Source organism: Rhodococcus sp. NKCM2511 (assembly GCF_014905595.1).
Lineage (GTDB): Bacteria > Actinomycetota > Actinomycetes > Mycobacteriales > Mycobacteriaceae > Rhodococcoides > Rhodococcoides fascians.
The window spans coordinates 2,554,317-2,573,154 of the sequence record NZ_BNHJ02000001.1 but is presented as its reverse complement, the minus strand read 5'-3'; the positions used below and the strand labels follow the sequence as shown (position 1 = coordinate 2,573,154).

Genomic DNA, 18,838 nt, shown 5'->3' with positions numbered 1-18,838 from the left:
GAGTGCAGCAGTAGGACGAGGTGACCACCATCAGCGAGCAGACACTGAACGCGTCGGGTGCCATCCCGCGGGTTACCGACTTCCAGCTGAGTCGCCGGCTGGCCGAGGTGGCCGAGAAGCTGCGGCGTCAGCATTCCGATCCCGATCGCGTACTGGCCATGATCACCGAGGCCGCGGTCGCTCAGGTCCCCAATGCCGAGTACGCATCCATCACGACGGTCATGCAGGGCAAGTTCGTGCACAGCGCCGCTCTGTCGGGAGAAGTTGCCGGGCACTGCGACAAGATTCAGGAGCAGCTGGGCGAGGGGCCGTGCCTCGAGTCGGCGATCGAACAGACGACCATCCGTATCGACGACATGGACAGCGAGACTCGCTGGCCTCAGTTCACCGATGCAGCGTCTGCGCTCGGGGTCAAGAGCATGATCTGCTTTCAGCTCTACGTCGAAGGGTTCAATTTCGGCGCACTCAACCTGCATTCGACGCGAACCGGCGCGTTCTCGGCCGAGGCCGAATCCATCGGTTCGTTGTTCGCTGCGCACGCGGCCATCGCGTTCTCCAGCGCCCGGGAAGAACAGCAGATCAGGGCCGCGCTGACCAGCCGGGATCTGATCGGGCAGGCCAAGGGCATGCTGATGGAACGCTACAACCTCAATTCGCAGGCGGCGTTCGCGTTGCTGGCCAAGCTCTCTCAGGACACCAACGTCAAGCTGGCCGATCTCGCCGTGCAGTTGGTCGACGACGCGGCGAAGTCCACCGAATAGCGACCGGGGCTTCGGGCCTCATCGCACGTCGAGTCCGTCGGTGCTGGCGACCGATACGGCGGGAGCATCGGTGGCGATGAACACCTCGATCCGCACGTCCTCGTCCAGATAGCGGCTCAGTGCAGCCAGTCCGGTTGTGGCAGCGATGATCTCGTGAACCCGGTCGCCCGAGATGGGATAGTCGTCCACGTCGTGACGCCAATGCGCGGCCACCAGTGTGCCTCCGGCCTCCAGCCGCCCGACGTTGCGGCTCATGGCGGCCGCCAGGTCGTCGGCGTCGAGGTAATAGCCCACCTCGCTGACGACGATCAGATCGAACTTCTCGTGGGGATTCGGCAACGCAGATACGTCGTCGGAGAGGGACCATAGTGCGAAATCGACTGCAGCACTCTCGCCTACGCGCGCGCGAGCCGTATCCAGTGCGCTCTGCACCACGTCGGTCGACACCAGATGCTCGCAGCGGGCAGCGAGCTGTTCGGTGAGCACGCCGATGGAGCAACCGGGTTCGAGGCCGCGTCGATAGTGGGGCTTGGGCAGCGATGCCAGGGTGAGGGCATACTTGCGACGCTCGTACCATTTGCTGTCGAGCATGAACGGATCCTCGTGCGCGGCATACACATCGCGGAAGTACTCCGGACTCAAGCTCATGCGGACAGCCTACTCATGCGAAGACGACTTCGAACGGACGTCGGAACCGCGTCAGGATGTGCGGTGGCAACACTGCGCGATCTGCCGGGTGATCGGACAGCGGTCGAATCTGAGATTCGAAACGCTCGATCGACGCCCGTTTCGCCTCGACGGCATGCGCGGGCAGGTCGATGCGGCGACTGCGTGACCACGGCACCGCTCGGTGTTCGGGAGTTGCCCAGTGCCACATCCAGATCGGATATTCCACCACCGGTATCCCCACGACGGCGGCCGCGGTGAGGCAGGCACGCGCCGTGGCTTCGTGATCGGGGTGGCCGTCCCCCCGCCACGGCGTCAGGCACCAGGTACCCGGAGTGGCGTCGAGCAGCGGTACCAGCGCGCGGGCCAGAGCGTCCTCGTGCCGCTCGACCTCGCCGTCGGTGAACTGCAGCCGCGTCGGCGGCTGAACGATGCCCAGTTCGGCGAGGGCACGCTCGGACTCGACGGGCCGCAGGGCGCGGAGGTCCTCGGCCGTCACCGTCGGAGATTCCGGATGCGAACCGTCGCCGTCGGTGACCGCGACGACCCGCACGTCGACGCCCGCAGCTGCGGCCATCGACAGCAACCCGCCGACGCCCAGTACTTCGTCGTCGGGATGGGGTGCCACGACGACCATGGTGACGACGTCGCTCCAGTGCAGACCGGGAATCGACCAATCTGCGGACAGCCAGTCCGATTCGGCGGTACCGAGGTCGACTTCGGCATCGAATGCGTTCTCTACCAAGGGTTGTCTTCCTGTGCGATGTCGTGTCCGAGGGCTTCGAGGTCGCGTTCGGCGTGGCTCTGTCGTAGATAGACGGTGAGGTCGGCGACGCGTCGAGCATGCTCTGCGTCTGCGCACAGCGGGCCGGCACCGAGCGCTCGCCCGACGCGGTCGATGCACTGCGTGGCGGCATCCTCGACGACGGCGCGCACGATGCGAGCACGGATCCGAGCGCGGCCGGAGCGGTCGAACGGATCTGCGTCGACCTCGGCCGCCGCGGTGGTCAGGGCACTCGACGCGGCTCCGAGAGCCGATGCGATGGCACCGAGGTGAGCGGCGCGATGTGGGTCGGGACGCGAGCGCACGGCCGCATGCAGGGTGTCGGCCACAGCGCAGGCGCTACCGAACCAGACGGCCGACACCCCGATCGCGCCATGCCAGAAGCCCGGCCGGGTCAGGTAGTCCGTCGGTCCACCGACCACGACAGCGGGGACACGATCGAATTCGACCGAGCCCGAGTCGCTCTCGCGCATTCCGACGGCATGCCACGTGTTCGGCACCGGGGCAGCACCCGGATGAGTCAGGTCCACTGCGAACAATCGCGGCTCGCCGTCGACGCGAGCGGTCACGAGTGCGTGGGTGCAGACGGACGCCCCCGAACACCACGGCTTGGTCCCGGACAGGAGCCACCCCGAATCGCCGCGTACCGCTTCGAGAATCGGAGCCGGGGGTTCCGCAGCCCACACGCCCCAGATCTGGCCACGCTCGGGCGTCGGGCCGTCGAGCTCGTGCAGAATCGCGAGCGCATCGGTATGTGCCTCGGCCCAGCGGCCCAGGACGGTGTCGTGCCGACCCAGCGCAGCCAGCGACTGCCACCGGTGGTCTGTGTTTCCCGAGCCGGGGAGAGCCAGGTCCAACCGCCCGTCGGCCTCGAACGCGAGAAACTGCGCGCGTAACGCCGACTCGAGATCGGTGGTGCGATCGGTGGTGTCGACGAATCCGGTGTCGGTCATGCAGAAGGCTCCAGAGAACGAAGGAAGCCGGCCATACCGTCGGGTGCTCTGCCGCGCAGGCGGCCCGAAGTATCGACCGGAATGTCACACACTCGGCGGCACACGGTGCCGCCGAGCTCCAGACGACGGACCAGGTCGTGATCCTCGCCGGTGGCGAGCGGCGCGAACCCGCCGACCGCCCAGTAGTCCGTCGCCCGAACACCCAGGTTGGCACCGTGGACGTGGGGATGGCCCACCTCGTTCACGTACTGAGCGTCATAGGAGGAGCGCAGTGCTTCGTCGTCGACGATGCGGTCCTCGAAGCGCACCGACACCGTCCCGACCACGGCCCGGGCACCCTCGGCGGCGTGCCGCAGATGCCCCACCAGCCACTGCTCGCCCACCGTCGAGTCGGCGTCGGTGGTGGCGTACCACGTGTCGGCGCGGCCCAGACCGCCGTTCAGGTCCTCTGCGAATCCGGCCGCCCGCGCGGCTCCCACGTTGCGATGGGCCACCGTCACGACCGAGACGGACGGGTGACGCGCCGCGACACGCGCCGAACCGTCCGTACACGCGTCGAGAACGACCGTCGTGGATACCGTGACCGGGGCGACGTCGGCGACGCGACGTGCGGCCTTCGCCAGGGCATTCAAGCAGGCGTCGAGCAGATCCTGTTCGTCGTGTGCGGGTACGACGACGACGATGCGACGGACTGGAGTGCTGGTATCGACAGTCACGAGCCACCCTTTCGGACACCGGACCTCGAGCCCGTTGCGGAACCGCCGGTGGCTGGACGGAGTACGTTGCATGCGACATACCCGTTCACAGACGATCGACACCTACGGCTCGAAGAAGGGGCTCGGGTGGCGGAAAGCTACTCGTCGTCGTGGATTCCGTCGTCGTTTTCGGCAATATCCGATTAGCAAAAGTCCGGGTGGTATGTGTTAATGGGCGTTGCCCCGCGGCAGCACTGCTACTGGGCATCACGACGCAGTACGAAGGATGGTCGGGTCACATGGCAACTCAGGTTCGCACTCGCAGGTTCGCCCGTATCGGGGCAATTCTCGCAGGTACGGCGCTCGCCGCCTCTGCAGCATTCGGATCTGCCCAGGCGGCTCCGCTGTGGCCGGGCGGCCCCGACGTGTCGATCCCCGGCCTGCCCGGATCCTCGGACCCGGCGGCACCGGCACCCGCCCCGCAGCAGCGGGTGGCCCCGTTGGCACCGGCGAACTTCGCCGATCCCAGCATCAGCCCGTCCGGCGGCGAGGTCGTCGGAGTGGCGCAACCCATCGCGATCCGCTTCGACGAGGCCATCGGAGATCGCGACGCCGCACTGCGCGCCATCCGCGTCACCACGAACCCGTCCGTGGACGGCCACTTCTACTGGATCAACGACACTCAGGTGCGGTGGCTGCCCAACGAGTTCTACCCGGCGCACACCCAGGTGACCGTCGAAGCAGGCGGCGCGAAAGCCGAGTTCTCCACCGGCGACTCGATCATCACCACGGCCGACGACAACACCAAGCAGATCACCGTCACCCGCAACGGCGAGGTCGTTCGCACGATGCCCACCTCCATGGGCAAAGTCGGCCACGAAACCCCGAACGGCACCTACATCGTCGGCGAGCGCTTCCGCGACATGTACATGGACTCCTCCACCTACGGGGTGCCGGTGGACTCCGAAGAGGGCTACCGCACGTACGTCGAGTACGCCACGCGCATCTCTTACAGCGGCATCTTCGTCCACTCGGCACCGTGGTCCGAGTCGCAGCAGGGCTACTCCAACTCCTCGCACGGCTGCCTCAACGTCAGCACCGAAGACGGCAAGTGGTTCTTCGGGAACGCTCAGAAGGGTGACCCCGTCATCGTCGTCAACACCGACGGCGGCACCCTCAGCGGATCCGACGGCCTCGGAGACTGGAACCGCTAGTGCCTGCGGCAGTGGTGTGGTTATGTGCCCTCCGCGGCACATAACCACACCACTGCGCAGCATTTGGTCTGCGTGACGGCACCAGTTGGGGCCGCGTTCACCATTCGTTAGCCGCGACTGAGCACAGTCCTCGCGGTGAGTGCAACAACCGAACGAGTGCTGCCCACGGCAGGCAAGAAGAGCTTCTTCTCGCGGCCGTGGACCGATTACGCACTGTTCCTGATTCTCGTGGGACCCAACCTGGTTCTGTTGGCGGTCTTCACGTACCGCCCGTTGGTGGAGAACTTCCAGTTCTCGTTCTTCGACTGGAACCTGTCCTCGCCCACGTCCACGTTCGTCGGATTCGAGAACTACCGCGAGTGGGCGTCCCGCGACGACACGTGGCAGATAGTCGGCAACACTGTCGTGTTCACCGTGGCCGCCGTCGTCGGCTCGCTGGTGCTCGGCCTGATACTCGCGCTGCTGCTCGATCGTAAACTGCGGGGCCGCAACTTCGTTCGCTCCGCAGTGTTCGCGCCGTACGTGATCTCCGGCGCCGCAATCGGTATCGCATTCCAGTTCGTCTTCGATCCCAACTTCGGGCTCGTGCAGGACCTGATGCGCAGATTCGGCCTCGGTGCGGTCCCGGATTTCTATCAGGATCCGAAATGGGCGATGGTCATGATCACCGTCACCTACCTGTGGAAGAACCTGGGCTACACCTTCGTTATCTACCTCGCGGCGCTGCAGGGTGTACGTAAGGAATTGATGGAAGCGGCCGAGATCGACCAGGCCGGCCGCTGGACCACGTTCCGCAAAGTGCTTCTGCCGCAACTGCGTCCGACGACGTTCTTCCTCTCGATCACGGTGTTGCTCAACTCCCTTCAGGTCTTCGACATCATCAATGTCATGACGCGCGGTGGCCCACTGGGCACCGGAACCACCACGATGGTCTACCAGGTCTACGAGGAAACGTTCCGCAACTTCCGGGCGGGCTACGGGGCGACCGTCGCGACCATCCTGTTCCTCGTGCTGTTGATCGTCACTCTCGTACAGGTACGAATCATGGATCGGGACGATCAGCGATGACCTTGGTGAGCAAGCCCGATGCTGCAGTCCCGGAAAAGCCTTCGCTCGGTCGGGACCCGCAGCGCACGCGTCGCAGCGCGAATGTCCTCGGCTACGCGGCGATGGTTGCCGTCCTGCTGATGATCGGCCTGCCGCTGTTCTGGATTCTGGTCACCTCGTTCAAGGACCGCCCGGACATCTACGTTCAGCCGGTCACGTGGTGGCCCAGCAGTTTTCATCCGCAGAACTACAACGAGGCGACGACGGAGGTGCCGTTCTTCACGTACCTGCGCAACTCGATCGTCATCACCACGGCGGTCGCGTCGATCAAGTTCGTCCTCGGTGTGCTCAGTGCGTACGGCCTGGTGTTCCTGCGCTTTCCGGGCAAGAACATCGTCTTCCTCGTCATCATTGCCGCGCTGATGGTGCCCAACCAGATCACCGTCATCTCCAACTACTCGCTCATCTCCGAGCTCGGTTGGCGAAATTCGTTTCAGGGCATCATCATTCCGCTGGCAGGCGTTGCATTCGGTACCTTCCTGATGCGTAACCACTTCCTGTCGCTGCCACCGGAGATCATCGAGGCCGCGCGCATGGACGGCGCGGGCCCGGTGCGGTTGATGTTCCGCGTCATCCTGCCGCTGTCGGGTCCGACGATGGTGGCGTTCGCGATCATCACCATCGTCACCGAATGGAACGAATACCTCTGGCCGTTCCTGATGTCCGACGACTCGTCGGTTGCTCCGCTCCCGGTCGGCCTGACGCTGCTCCAGAACAGCGAGGGCTACACCAACTGGGGAGCGGTCATGGCCGCGACAGTGCTCACCATTCTGCCGATTCTTCTCGTCTTCCTCGTCCTGCAGCGCCACATGATCAAGGGCCTCACCTCCGGTGCGGTCAAGGGCTGATCCACCTCACTATCAGGAGTCGAACACCATGGCACACATCATCAATCGGCGTGGCTTCCTCACGCTCACCGGTGCGGCTGCAGCGGCTGCAGCCCTCGCGGCGTGCAGCGGTCCCGGATCGGGATCGTCCGGCGGCGGCGGCGGCGTCGAAGGCGATGCGAACACCATCAACTTCTGGTCGAACCACCCGGGCAAGTCCCAGGAATTCGAGAAGGAGCTGATCTCGCGGTTCCAGGCGCAGAACCCCGGACTGACGGTCAATCTCATCGACGGCGGCAAGAACTACGAGGAGGTGTCGCAGAAGTTCAATGCGGCATTGTCCGGCAACGATGTGCCCGACGTAGTCGTACTCTCGGATGTCTGGTGGTTCAACTACGCACTGACCGGTGCGATCGAGCCCCTCGACAAGCACTTCTCTGCGGCCGGGGTCGACCAGTCCGATTACGTGGATTCGCTGCTGGCCGACTACAACTGGAACGGGAGCCACTGGGCTCTGCCGTACGCTCGCTCCACTCCGCTGTTCTACTACAACAAGGCCGTCTGGTCGGCAGCCGGCCTGCCCGATCGCGGACCGGCCACGTGGCAGGAATTCGACGAGTGGGGCCCGCGCATCCAGGCCGTCGTCGGAAACGGCAAGCTCGCCCACGGCTGGGGCAATGCCGTCGACTATCTCGGGTGGACGTTCGAGGGACCGATCTGGACCTTCGGTGGATCGTACTCCGATCAGTTCGAGCTGAATTTCGACGACCCCAATACCATTGCGGCAGGCAAGTTCCTGCAGGACATGATCCACACCAAGAAGTACGCGGCGGTCTCCAACGACATCGCCAACGACTTCGCCGCGGGCATCCTCGCATCCACGATCGCCTCCACCGGAGACCTGTCCACCATCACCAAGGGTGCCGCGTTCGAGTTCGGTACGGCCTTCCTGCCGGCCACCGACGGCGCGCCCGGATGCCCCACCGGCGGCGCGGGTCTGGCCATCCCGGCCAAGATCTCCGACGAGCGCAAGGTGAACGCACTCAAGTTCATCGATTTCGTGACCAACGGTGCCAACACTGCGTACTTCTCGCAGAACACCGGGTACATGCCGGTCCGCAAGTCGGCGCAGCAGGACCCGTCGGAAATCGCGTTCCTCGAGGCCAACCCGAACGCGAAGACGGCCGTCGACCAGTTGGCGCGTACCCGCTCCCAGGACGCTGCCCGCGTGTTCGTGCCCGGCGGCGACAAGATCATCGGTAGCGGTCTCGAGCAGATCGCTCTGCAGAATGCAGACGTCGCAACGACATTCGCGTCCGTCTCGGATCAATTGCAACAGATCATCGACCGCCAGATCACCCCGAAGCTGCCGAAGTAATGGCGACCGTTCACTATGCGGGTGTCTCGCACAGGTACCCGGGCGCGGACTCTCTCGCCGTCGACACGCTCGAACTCGACATAGCGGACGGCGAGTTCATCGTGCTGGTGGGACCGTCCGGATGTGGAAAGTCGACGAGTCTGCGGATGCTGGCCGGCCTCGAATCCGTCGAGAGCGGCCACATCGACATCGGCGGAGTGGACGTCACCTCGCTCGCCCCACGGGCGAGGGACGTCGCGATGGTGTTCCAGAACTACGCGCTGTACCCCAACATGACCGTCGGCGACAACATGGGCTTCGCACTGCGAAACGCGGGAATGAGCAAGGCCGACACAGCGGCTCGCGTACTGGACGCCGCGAGGATGCTCGAACTCGAGCCGCTGCTGGATCGCAAGCCCGGCAAGCTATCCGGTGGGCAGCGGCAGCGAGTGGCCATGGGGCGAGCCATCGTTCGTCAACCCAAGGTGTTCTGCATGGACGAGCCGCTGTCCAACCTCGACGCCAAATTGCGAGTGTCGACGAGGGCCCAGATCGCCGGACTGCAGAAGCGATTGGGTACCACCACCGTGTACGTCACCCATGATCAGGTCGAGGCGATGACAATGGGTGACCGGGTTGCGGTGTTGCGGGACGGCAAGTTACAACAGATCGCCGCACCGCGGGAGCTGTACGACAACCCCGTCAACACCTTCGTCGCCGGGTTCATCGGATCTCCCGGCATGAACCTCGTCGACGCTCCGGTACACGAGGGCGCTGCGGTCCTCGGAGACGTTCGGATCCCTGTTCCGTCGTCGGCGGGCCACCGCGTCGTCGTCGGGGTTCGGCCGGAATCGTGGGAGCTCGTCGGCGAACATGCGGGTGGACTCCGGCTCACCGTCGAATTGATCGAGGAATTGGGTGCGGAGTCGTTCGTGTACGCCTCGGCACCCAACGCCGACGGTCAGTGGACGACGTCCTCGGGACGTATCTCGGTGAGGGTGGATCGCAAGCTGTCGGTCGCCCTCGCCGAGACCGTCCGGTTGAAGCCGGTGCTCGACGAACTGTTCTTCTTCGACTCCGCTACCGGCCTGCGGTTGTCCTGACGGGTTCGCCCAGATCCACCGGAAGTGTTGCCCACCCGTGCAATACGCGCGTGTCGCGACGGGTTCCCTCGCCTGCCGAACGTAGGTGGGGGAACCTGTCGAACAACGTCTTCAGACCCACCTCCGACTCTGCTTTGGCCAGCGCCGCGCCCAGGCAGTAGTGGCGTCCGCCGGAGAACGACAGGTGCTTACCCGCGTTGTCGCGCGTGACGTCGAACCGGTCGGGGTCCTCGAACACCAGCGGATCGCGGTTGGCACCGGCCAGCACGAGGACGACCAGTGAGTCCTTCGTGATCGGCACACCCTCTACGACGACGTCGTGCTTGGCCGCCCGAGCAGTCAGCTGAACGGGAGATTCCATCCGCAACATCTCGTCGATCGCGGTCGGCCAGTGCGATGGATCCTGTTGCAGCACAGCCAGTTGATCCGGATGATCGAGTAGGAGTTGGATGCCGCTGCCGAGCAGATTGACGGTTGTCTCGAACCCGGCCGCCAATACCAATCCTGCCGTGGCCCTGAGCTCTTCGTCGTTCAGGCCGATGCCCTCGTCCTCGGCGGCGATCAGTTGGCTCATCAGATCGTCGCCGGGGTTGCGGCGAAGCTCGGCGATGTGCTGCGAGAGCCAGGCGTCGAAACCGATGAGGCCACGCTCCACCTGCTTGAACTGGCTCCACGAGATACCGATGTCGAGGCTGGGTGCCGCCATTTCGCCGAATTCGAGGACGCGCTGATTGTCCTTCTCCGGAACACCGAGGATGCGGCCGATGACTGCGACGGGAAGGCGAGCACAGTATCGGTCGACGATGTCGACGACAGGGCTGCCGTCGGTCAGTTCGTCGAGTAGCGCGTCCGCGGTTTCCTGCACCTGATCTCGCATCTGCGCGACCGCCCGGGCGGTGAAGACCGAGGACACCAGCTTGCGGTAGCGGGTGTGATCGGGCGGCTCGACCGACAGCAGGGACGGCGGAAGGATCGGATGCAGGGCACCGGAGCGGGTGTGGCGTTCCACCCACTTCAGCGGTGCCGGCAGCGTGCCGCCCAGCTGGGTGACCCGAAAATCGTCGGAGCGCAGCAGCGCGAACGCCACCCGGTGATGCACGGTGATGTTGGAGATTCGGGTCTTCACCAGCGGTGCCGTCGCCCGCAGTTCCTCGTACACCGGCGTCGGATTTGCCCGTGTCGCCGGATCGGCGACCAGCATGGCCTGCCGGTCACCGGCGGCCGCAGCACGCTTGGCCCCGAACCTGATGACCCCGTGTGCCGCGATCCACCGTACGAATTCCCTCATCCGACTGTCCTCCCCGTTGTCCCGCCTATGTGAGTGGTTTCTCGTAGCAGACTACGAAGTTCCACTCACGTGCTACCAGATCTTGACGCGCTTCCCCGGGTCCAAGTACAGCGCATCACCGGGCTGAACGTCGAACGCTTCGTGAAAACTGTCCAGATTGCGCACGACTCCGTTGCACCGGAACTCCGGCGGCGAGTGCGGATCGACGGCGAGACGACGGATCGCTTCGGCGTCTCGTGCCTTGGTGCGCCATACCTGCGACCAGCCGAAGAACACGCGCTGCAACCCGGTTAGGCCGTCGAGCACCGGTGCGTCCTTGCCCTCGAGCGAGATCTCGTAGGCGGCGACGGCGATGGACAGGCCACCCAGATCGCCGATGTTCTCACCGATGGTGAATTCGCCGTTGACCTTGTGGCCGGGCAGTGCCTTCGGCTCGAATTCGTTGTACTGCTCGATCAGGGCTGTGGTGCGCTTACCGAATTCGGTGCGGTCGCTGTCGGTCCACCAATCCACCATGTTGCCGTCGCCGTCGTACTTGGCACCCTGGTCGTCGAATCCGTGCCCGATCTCGTGCCCGATGACGGCTCCGATCCCGCCGTAGTTGGCTGCGTCGTCGGCCTCGGCGTCGAAGAACGGCGGCTGCAGAATGGCTGCGGGAAAGACGATTTCGTTCATCCCGGGGTTGTAGTACGCGTTGACGGTCTGCGGCGTCATGAACCATTCGTCGCGATCGACCGGTCCGCCGAGCTTGTCGAGATCACGCTGATAGTCGGCCTCGTAACCGCGGCGGTAGTTGCCGAGCAGATCGTCGGCGGCGATGACGACGCTCGAGTAGTCGCGCCAGCGGTCGGGGTAGCCGATCTTGGGAGTGAACTTGTCCAGCTTGTCCAAGGCCTTGCGGCGCGTCTCCGGGCTCATCCATTCGAGCTCGGAGATGTTGCGGCGGTAGGCCTCGGTGAGGTTGTCGACGAGCACCTGCATACGTGCCTTCGAGTCCGCCGGGAAGTGGCGTTCGACGTAGAGCTTGCCGACGGCCTCGCCGAGGACGTCCTGTACGAGCGAGACGCCGCGCTTCCAGCGCTCGCGGTTCTCCTCGGTTCCGGTCAGCGTCGTTCCGTAGAACGCGAAGTTCTCGTCGACGAGTGCGCTGGTCAGGAACGGGGCCCGGGCATGGACGACGCGCCACGCGAGCCACGCCTTCCACGTCTCGATGTCCTCCGACGTCCACAGGGACACGAACGTGTTGACGAACGGTGGCTGGCGCACGACGATCTCGGCGAACTGTTCGGTGGTGCCGCCGAGGCCGGAAATCCATGCGGTCCAATTGAATCCGGGCTCGTTCTGCACCAGAGTGTCGAACTGGACGAGGTTGTAGCTCTTCTCGGCGTCGCGTCGGGCGACGACGTCCCAGTGGCCCGCGGCGATCTTGTGCTCGAGATCGAACACCGTCTGCGCGTCGTACTCGACGCCGCTGAGCGCGAACATCTTCGCGATGTGCGCGATGTAGCTCGTGCGGATGTCGGCGTATTCGTCCTGACGGTAGTACGACTCGTCGGGCAAGCCGATTCCCGACTGGCTGAAGTGCACCAGGTAGCGGTCGGATCGCTTGGCGTCGGTGTCGACGTAGTGAGCGATACCGCCGCCGACTCCGGTGCGTTGCAGAGAGCCGAGAACGCCTGCGAGCGTGACCAAGTCGGTCGCATCGGCAACGGCGGCGAGCTCGTCGGCGATCGGGGTGGTGCCGAGCTGTTCGGCCCGGTCGGCGTCCATGAAGCTCGAGAACAGGTCGCCGATCTTCTGTGCGTCGCTACCGGCGGGCGGATTCGCGGCCGCCGATTCTTCGATGATGGTCTGTACGTCGACCTCGGCGCGGTCGTACAACGTCCGGAACGCACCGTCGACGGCGCGGTCGGCGGGAATGCTGTAGTCCTCCAGCCATTTGCCGTTGACGTGCACGAAGAGGTCGTCCTGCGCGCGTGTGTTCTCGTCCTGGTAGCTGAGATCGATGCCCGAGTTCACTACTGAAGTCATGTATCCATCTTTACACTCTTGCGCTCGATTGAACGGGTGTTTAATGTGCTGTACATGCGTTCAGCATCGGAGGATCTGACCACTCGCGCGCGGATCCGCGACACCGCGATCGACGTCTTCGGCATGCAGGGTTTCACCGCCGGTGTGCGGTCCATCGCCAGCGCCGCCGGCGTCTCACCCGGGCTGCTCAACCACCACTTCGGGTCCAAGGACGGACTTCGCGCGGCGTGCGACGAGTACGTCCTGCGTACGATCCGCGAATCGAAGGCCGCCTCGGCCGGTCCTACCGGGGTGATGGAACAGCTTGCTCGCATCGACGAGTACGCACCGCTCGTCGCCTACATCGTGCGGAGCTTCTCCTCGGGCGGAGCGCTGGCCCGAGAGTTGTTCGAGCACATGGTCGACGACGCGGTCCGGTACCTCGACGACGGAGTGCGCGACGGCCGATTCACACCCAGCCGCGACCCCGCGGCGCGCGCCCGGTTCCTGACGCGCCAGAACGTGGGCGGTCTGCTGTTGTACGTGCAGATGGCCGGCCCGGACGTCGATTTCCGTGCGGCTCTGAGCGCGCTCGGCGACGAGGTCATGCTGCCGGCACTCGAGCTGTACACCGATGGATTGTTCACCGATTCTCGAATCTTGGACACCTATCTGGAGGCCGAGCAATGACCGACGCCATCGCAGTCGACGATCTGGTGAAGACGTTCGGTTCGGTCCGGGCCCTCGACGGCCTGAACCTGCACGTCGAGACCGGTGATGTGCACGGCTTTCTCGGCCCCAACGGGTCGGGAAAATCGACCACGATCCGCGTCCTGCTCGGTCTCGTGCGCGCGACGTCGGGGACGGTCCGGTTGCTCGGCGGTGATCCGTGGGCCGACGGCGTCGCACTGCATCGACGGCTGGCTTACGTTCCCGGAGATGTGACGCTGTGGCCGTCGTTGACCGGCGGGGAGGTGATCGATCTGCTCGCCAGGATGCGCGGCGGTATCGACTCCGGCCGCCGGGCCGAGCTGATCGAACGGTTCTCCCTCGACCCAGGCAAGCGGAGTCGCACCTATTCGAAAGGCAATCGCCAGAAGGTCGCTCTGATCTCGGCCCTGGCATCGAACGTGGAGCTGCTGCTCCTCGACGAGCCGACTTCCGGTCTCGATCCCCTGATGGAGCAGCAGTTCGCCGAATGCGTGAAAGATGCTGCGCGACACGGAGTCACGGTGCTGCTGTCCTCGCACATCCTGTCCGAGGTGGATGCGTTGTGCAGTTCGGTCACCATCGTCCGGGACGGGCGCACGGTGGACGCCGGGACCCTGGCGTCGATGCGGCACCTCACCCGCACGACGATGACCATCACTGTGGATCGAGTACCCGGCGATCTCGACAGGCTCTCCGGGGTCAGCGGGGTGACCGTGGACGGGTCCACGATTACCTGCACGGTGGAGAACGAGGCGCTCGCTGCGGTGATGCACGTCCTGGCCGACGCAGGCGTGCAGAGCATGATCAGCTCCGCGCCGACTCTCGAAGAGCTGTTCCTGAGGTACTACGCATGAACAGCCTGAGCGGCACAACGGCATTGCTGCGGTTGTATCTACGCCGCGACCGACTCGTGTTGCCGATCTGGGTCGTTCTGCTCGGAGCGCTCCCGCTGCTGTACGCGGTCAGCTTCGAGGGGCTGTATCCGACGGCGGCAGACCGTCGAGCGTTCTATCTCGGCACCGAGGCAGTGCCGGCGCAAGCGGCTCTCGTAGGGCCGATCTTCGGTAGCGACCTCGGTGCCCTGGTGTCGTGGCGCGCTGGACTGATGCTGACCCTCGTTCCGTTGGCGGCGATTCTCACTGTCGTTCGGCATACCCGCGGTGAGGAGGACGCGGGCCGTGTCGAACTGGTCGGGTCGACTGCAGTGGGCAGATCGGCAGGACTGACAGCGGCCGTGCTGCTGGCGGGCGGCGGTGTGGTGGCGACGGGAATGCTGTCGTTCGTCTCGCTGTGGGCATTCGGTCTGCCGGTGGCCGGGAGCGTCGCGTTCGGTGCCTCGATCGTCGTCGTCGGTGCGGTGTTCGTCGGCTGCGCGGGGCTGGCGGCACAGGTGGCGTCCGGGGCTCGCGCGGCTCGCGGCTATGCCCTCGGCGTGTTGGCCGCAACGTTCGTTCTCAGAGCGATCGGCGACATCGGTTCGGGAACCCTGTCGTGGTTCTCGCCGATCGGGTGGTCGGCGCAGGTGCGACCGTTCGCCGACGAACGGTGGTGGCCGCTGTTGCTGTCGCTGGCGACCGCTACGGCGTTCGTCGCCGCAGCGTTCGTGGCAGCGAATCGACGCGATCTCGGCAGTGGTCTGCGGGCCGAACGCCGCGGCCGGGTGGCTGCCGTTCCGTCGCTGTCCGGTCCCGTCGCCCTCGCGTGGCGACTGTCCCGCGGAACCACCGTCGTCTGGACCGTCGGCCTCGCCCTGTTCGGTATCGCCATCGGATCGTCCACGGACGGCATCGGCGATCAACTCGGCAGCAGCGCCGCCATCAGCGACGCACTGGGCAAGTTCGGCGGCACCACGATCGAACAGTCGTTCATCGCCGTCGTGCTGAGCATGGTCGGCATCATGGTGGCGGCCTATTCCGCGTCGGCCGTGCTACGTCTGCACAGCGAGGAAGAGTCGGGTCTGGCCGAGATCGTGCTGGCCACCGGCATCTCGCGCCGTCGGTGGGCGGCGGGGTATCTACTCTTCGCCGTCCTCGGCCCGGCGTGGCTACTGCTGGTCGTCGGCCTCACCATCGGGCTGACGTACGGGTCGGCAACCGGCGACATGTCGCGCGAACTGCCGTCCGCCGTGGTCGGCGCTCTGGCTCAGCTCCCGGCCGTGTGGGTGGTGACGGCCATCGGCGTGGCACTGTTCGGCGCTGTCCCTCGATTCGCGACCGTCCTGTGGGCCGTCCTCGGCGGCTTCGTTGCCCTGGGGCAGATCGGAGCGGTGGTCGGGCTGCCCCAGTGGTCACAGGACATCTCGCCGTTCACCCACCTGCCCAAGCTGCCGGGTGGAGAGTTCTCGGTGCTGCCCTCGCTGTGGCTCGTCGCTATCGCCGCCGCCGCAGGCGGTGCCGGAAGCATCGCGCTGCGTCGACGGGACGTCCGCGGCTGAATGAATCGGCCGCGACTCAGTTCGGTGTCGAGTCGTCGTACTGGTTCTCGACGTTCTGCTTGAATTCGTCGGCACATTGCTGTTGCGCTGCAGTGTCGTTGCCTGCGTTGGTCATGCAGTCGGTGAAGTCCTGTCCGCCGACTGCGTTGAACAGGCCGACACCGACGACGACGAGAACGATCGACAGGGCCGCCGCCACGAAACCGAGAATGATCGCGATGAGAGACACGGTGCCGTTGGTGGCGACGCGTTTCTTGTACCTCGACCGACCGATGAAGCCGAGGACGATCGCGATCAGACCGAGAACAACTCCGCCGACGATGGTCCAGGAGAACAACACACCGAGAATCGCGAGAACCAGCGCCACTGTGCCGATGGTGTTCTTCGGCGCTACCGGCTGTTGCTCGTATCCACCCTGCTGATATCCGCCCTGCTGGGGGTACTCGCCGGGTGAAGGATAGTTTCCGGGCGGGGGATAGTCATTCGACACGTCTGATACCTCCGAGATCGGCGATCGTGAACGCTCGGAGTGTATGCAGATCTCTGTCGTGCGCGCAGACGCCACGTGTCCCCGTGATCAACTTGTCATCGAGCGTCCCTGTCAGCCGCCCAGTCGCGAGTGCATCTCCCAGATCAGGATCTCGGCTGGTTCCGAGGCCGTAATTCGCTGTCCGCCAGTGGAACTCATGCGTACCGCGTCACCCTCGTACAGTTCTCCGACACCCTCCATCGAGACGGTGCCGCGGACCACGAACACGTGCACGAACGGTGCGTCGGGAACGGTCACGGTCGAATCCGGTGTCAGTCGCGCAGCGTGCAACGCGGCAGATTTCTGGCCGATGCCGATGGCCGCCTGACCACGGTGTCGGTTCATTCCCGACGCGACGGTGACGAGTCCGCCGCGCAGCAGTTCGTCGTCGATCTCGAGTTGCTCGTAGCCCGGTGCGGTGCCGGGACTGTCGGGCATCACCCACATCTGTACGAAGCGGACGGGTTCGGTGTGCCGATTGCCGTCGATACTCCAGGAGTCGTTCTTCTCCGAGTGCATGATGCCTTTGCCCGCACTCATCCGTTGCGCCAGTCCGGGATAGATGATGCCGGAGTGCCCGATCGAATCCTGATGCACCAGAGAGCCCTGCACCACCCACGTGATGATCTCCGTGTCGCGGTGCGGATGCGTTTCGAATCCCTGCCCGGCAGTGACGATGTCGTCGTTGTTCACCAACAACAGGCCGTGGTGGGTGTTCTCGGGGTCGTAGTGCTGACCGAAAGAGAACGAGTGCTTCGAGTCGAGCCAGGACACACGGGTTTTCAGTCGATCACCGGCACGATGCACGTCGATGTGGGCGGTCAGTGGAGCGGACATGTCCCCACTGTACGAGCATGTCGATGCACCGGCGTACGACCTGCATAACGTTCGGGTGTCTTTGCTGCCGGGGTGTGACGGCGGCCCCGAGTGGGTAGGTTCGGACACGGTACGGTCACACGCTCTGCAACTCCCCGAAGGCGGCGAGAAATACTCATGGTCGGTTCCAGCTCGAGCGCGGCACACGCTGTTCGACACCTGCTCGAGGACGCACTGGTGTCGTGGTTGCCAGGTCAACGATGGTTCGGCGCAAAGGGTTCGACGGTGGGTGCCGTACGGATCGTCGCTCGGGACGTGCTGCACGACGAGCCGCATTTCGCCGCCGAGCACCTGCTCGTCGAGGTGGACCTCGTCCAAGACGGCACGTCGGTGACCCAGACCTATCAGGTGCCCCTCGGTTTCCGCACCGAGGTACCCGAGGAACTACGCCCGTGGCTGTTGCCGGTGCCCGGTGAGGTGGCAGTGTTCGACGGGTTACGTGATCCGGAGATCATCGCCCTGTACGGTGACGCGTTCTCCGATGAGAACCCTACGGGCAGTATCGAATTCAAGGTCGTCGACGGTTCGAGCGTGCCGCAGGGCATGCGCGGTCGGGTTCTGGGTGCAGAGCAGTCCAACACGTCGGTGATCCTCGGTGATCTGCTGCTGCTCAAGCTGTTTCGTCAGGTACCGCCCGGAATCAGTCCGGACGTCGAGTTGCACCGCGCGCTGGCCGAGGCCGGCAGCGTCAACGTGGCACCGCTGCGAGGGTGGCTCGAAGCGCAGGTCGGCGGTGAGACGACCACGCTGGGGATGATCCAGGACTTCGCCGCGAATTCTGCCGAGGGATGGACCACTGCGCTGGCCAGCGTGCGCGAGGTGTTCGATTCCCCCGCCACGCCGATCGAGGATTTGTCCGCCGATTTCGCTCCCCACGCGTATCGACTCGGCGCTGCCGTCGCGCAGGTACACCACGACCTGGCCTCGGTCTTGGGGACCGCCGAACGGTCCGTGGAATCGACGGCCGTCGAAGAGATCCTCGAGCGCATCTCCGGAGTAGCGCGAGTGGTTCCGGAGATCGCCCAGTACATCCCCGCCGCGACGGCCCTGATCTCACGGGCCGAGGCGTCGAGCAGTACCACCGTCCAACGCATTCACGGCGATCTGCATCTGGGGCAGGTATTGGGGACCCCCGAACGGTGGCTGCTCATCGATTTCGAGGGAGAGCCGGCCAAGACGCTGGACGAGCGCAGACAAATGGACAGTGCTTTGCGCGACGTCGCGGGAATGTTGCGGTCGTTCGACTATGCCGCCAACCACCTGCTCGTCGACCTGCCGGAGGACCCGGCGCTACGGGAACGCGCCGAGCAGTGGGCTGCGCGGAGCATCACGGCCTTCTTCGACGGGTACGCGTCGGTGGCCGGCCACGATCCTCGCGACGATGCCGATCTGCTGCGCGCGTACGAACTGGACAAAGCGGTCTACGAGGTTCTGTACGAAGCGCGCAATCGACTGACCTGGCTGTCTCTGCCGATGCGCGCGGTCGAACGGTTGGTCAGCTGACGGCCGTGAAACGGGCTGTA

The 18,838-nt window shown here is 65.0% G+C and carries 18 protein-coding genes; 10 read left to right on the top strand and 8 right to left on the bottom strand.

What is annotated here, in order from left to right; genetic code table 11:
• Positions 1-20: 20 nt before the first annotated feature.
• A complete protein-coding gene (locus tag JLZ96_RS11845; protein ID WP_201010175.1) occupies positions 21-761 on the top strand; it encodes a GAF and ANTAR domain-containing protein in 741 nt (246 codons plus the stop codon).
• A gap of 18 nt (positions 762-779) precedes the next feature.
• Here JLZ96_RS11845 and JLZ96_RS11840 read toward each other — a convergent pair whose 3' ends face one another.
• The 4 genes from JLZ96_RS11840 to JLZ96_RS11825 are packed head-to-tail and all read right to left on the bottom strand — an operon-like array spanning position 780 to position 3,880.
• Positions 780-1,409 carry a class I SAM-dependent methyltransferase gene (locus JLZ96_RS11840; protein WP_201010174.1) on the bottom strand — a complete coding sequence of 210 codons (630 nt, stop codon included), beginning with the start codon at positions 1,407-1,409 and terminating at the stop codon, positions 780-782.
• A gap of 13 nt (positions 1,410-1,422) precedes the next feature.
• Entirely contained in the window at positions 1,423-2,172 is a 750-nt protein-coding gene (locus tag JLZ96_RS11835; protein ID WP_201010173.1) for a PIG-L deacetylase family protein, read from the bottom strand.
• Positions 2,166-3,164: an acyl-CoA dehydrogenase family protein gene (locus JLZ96_RS11830; RefSeq protein ID WP_201010172.1), complete on the bottom strand. Its 999-nt coding sequence runs from the start codon at positions 3,162-3,164 to the stop codon at positions 2,166-2,168. Before JLZ96_RS11830 ends, JLZ96_RS11835 begins: the two co-directional genes overlap by 7 nt.
• Entirely contained in the window at positions 3,161-3,880 is a 720-nt protein-coding gene (locus tag JLZ96_RS11825; RefSeq protein ID WP_236253912.1) for a glycosyltransferase family 2 protein, read from the bottom strand. Before JLZ96_RS11825 ends, JLZ96_RS11830 begins: the two co-directional genes overlap by 4 nt.
• Positions 3,881-4,158: 278 nt before the next feature.
• Between JLZ96_RS11825 and JLZ96_RS11820 the strand changes: the two genes are divergently transcribed.
• The 5 genes from JLZ96_RS11820 to JLZ96_RS11800 all read left to right on the top strand — a co-directional run bounded on the left by JLZ96_RS11820 (position 4,159) and on the right by JLZ96_RS11800 (position 9,467).
• Entirely contained in the window at positions 4,159-5,073 is a 915-nt protein-coding gene (locus tag JLZ96_RS11820) for a L,D-transpeptidase (RefSeq protein ID WP_201010170.1), read from the top strand.
• Between the two features lie 135 nt (positions 5,074-5,208).
• Entirely contained in the window at positions 5,209-6,141 is a 933-nt protein-coding gene (locus JLZ96_RS11815) for a carbohydrate ABC transporter permease (RefSeq protein WP_176457186.1), read from the top strand.
• Complete coding sequence (locus tag JLZ96_RS11810) at positions 6,138-7,028, top strand: carbohydrate ABC transporter permease (protein ID WP_027495271.1); 891 nt, start codon at positions 6,138-6,140, stop codon at positions 7,026-7,028. Before JLZ96_RS11815 ends, JLZ96_RS11810 begins: the two co-directional genes overlap by 4 nt.
• A gap of 28 nt (positions 7,029-7,056) precedes the next feature.
• Complete coding sequence (locus JLZ96_RS11805; RefSeq protein ID WP_201010169.1) at positions 7,057-8,385, top strand: ABC transporter substrate-binding protein; 1,329 nt, start codon at positions 7,057-7,059, stop codon at positions 8,383-8,385.
• Complete coding sequence (locus JLZ96_RS11800) at positions 8,385-9,467, top strand: ABC transporter ATP-binding protein (protein WP_201010168.1); 1,083 nt, start codon at positions 8,385-8,387, stop codon at positions 9,465-9,467. Before JLZ96_RS11805 ends, JLZ96_RS11800 begins: the two co-directional genes overlap by 1 nt.
• Here JLZ96_RS11800 and JLZ96_RS11795 read toward each other — a convergent pair.
• Both JLZ96_RS11795 and JLZ96_RS11790 read right to left on the bottom strand, forming a co-directional pair.
• Positions 9,445-10,755, bottom strand: a complete 1,311-nt coding sequence (locus tag JLZ96_RS11795) for a cytochrome P450 (RefSeq protein ID WP_032367151.1) — start codon at positions 10,753-10,755, stop codon at positions 9,445-9,447. The two genes, JLZ96_RS11800 and JLZ96_RS11795, sit on opposite strands and share 23 nt — an antisense overlap.
• Before the next feature lie 72 nt (positions 10,756-10,827).
• On the bottom strand, positions 10,828-12,786 hold the full coding sequence (locus JLZ96_RS11790; protein ID WP_201010167.1) for a M13 family metallopeptidase: 1,959 nt from the start codon (positions 12,784-12,786) through the stop codon (positions 10,828-10,830).
• A gap of 54 nt (positions 12,787-12,840) precedes the next feature.
• Here JLZ96_RS11790 and JLZ96_RS11785 point away from each other — a divergent pair, with 54 nt between their 5' ends.
• The 3 genes from JLZ96_RS11785 to JLZ96_RS11775 are packed head-to-tail and all read left to right on the top strand — an operon-like array spanning position 12,841 to position 15,910.
• On the top strand, positions 12,841-13,455 hold the full coding sequence (locus JLZ96_RS11785) for a TetR/AcrR family transcriptional regulator (protein ID WP_032390287.1): 615 nt from the start codon (positions 12,841-12,843) through the stop codon (positions 13,453-13,455).
• Positions 13,452-14,330: an ABC transporter ATP-binding protein gene (locus tag JLZ96_RS11780; RefSeq protein WP_201010166.1), complete on the top strand. Its 879-nt coding sequence runs from the start codon at positions 13,452-13,454 to the stop codon at positions 14,328-14,330. Before JLZ96_RS11785 ends, JLZ96_RS11780 begins: the two co-directional genes overlap by 4 nt.
• On the top strand, positions 14,327-15,910 hold the full coding sequence (locus JLZ96_RS11775) for an ABC transporter permease (protein WP_236253910.1): 1,584 nt from the start codon (positions 14,327-14,329) through the stop codon (positions 15,908-15,910). The genes JLZ96_RS11780 and JLZ96_RS11775 overlap by 4 nt, the downstream gene beginning before the upstream one ends.
• A gap of 16 nt (positions 15,911-15,926) precedes the next feature.
• Here JLZ96_RS11775 and JLZ96_RS11770 read toward each other — a convergent pair whose 3' ends face one another.
• Positions 15,927-16,400, bottom strand: a complete 474-nt coding sequence (locus tag JLZ96_RS11770; protein ID WP_236253908.1) for a DUF4190 domain-containing protein — start codon at positions 16,398-16,400, stop codon at positions 15,927-15,929.
• A gap of 111 nt (positions 16,401-16,511) precedes the next feature.
• Positions 16,512-17,276, bottom strand: a complete 765-nt coding sequence (locus JLZ96_RS11765) for a pirin-like bicupin family protein (protein WP_032382365.1) — start codon at positions 17,274-17,276, stop codon at positions 16,512-16,514.
• Between the two features lie 156 nt (positions 17,277-17,432).
• On the opposite strand from JLZ96_RS11765, the gene JLZ96_RS11760 reads away from it, so the two are divergent.
• Positions 17,433-18,818: a hypothetical protein gene (locus JLZ96_RS11760; protein ID WP_201010165.1), complete on the top strand. Its 1,386-nt coding sequence runs from the start codon at positions 17,433-17,435 to the stop codon at positions 18,816-18,818.
• Positions 18,819-18,838: the final 20 nt, after the last annotated feature.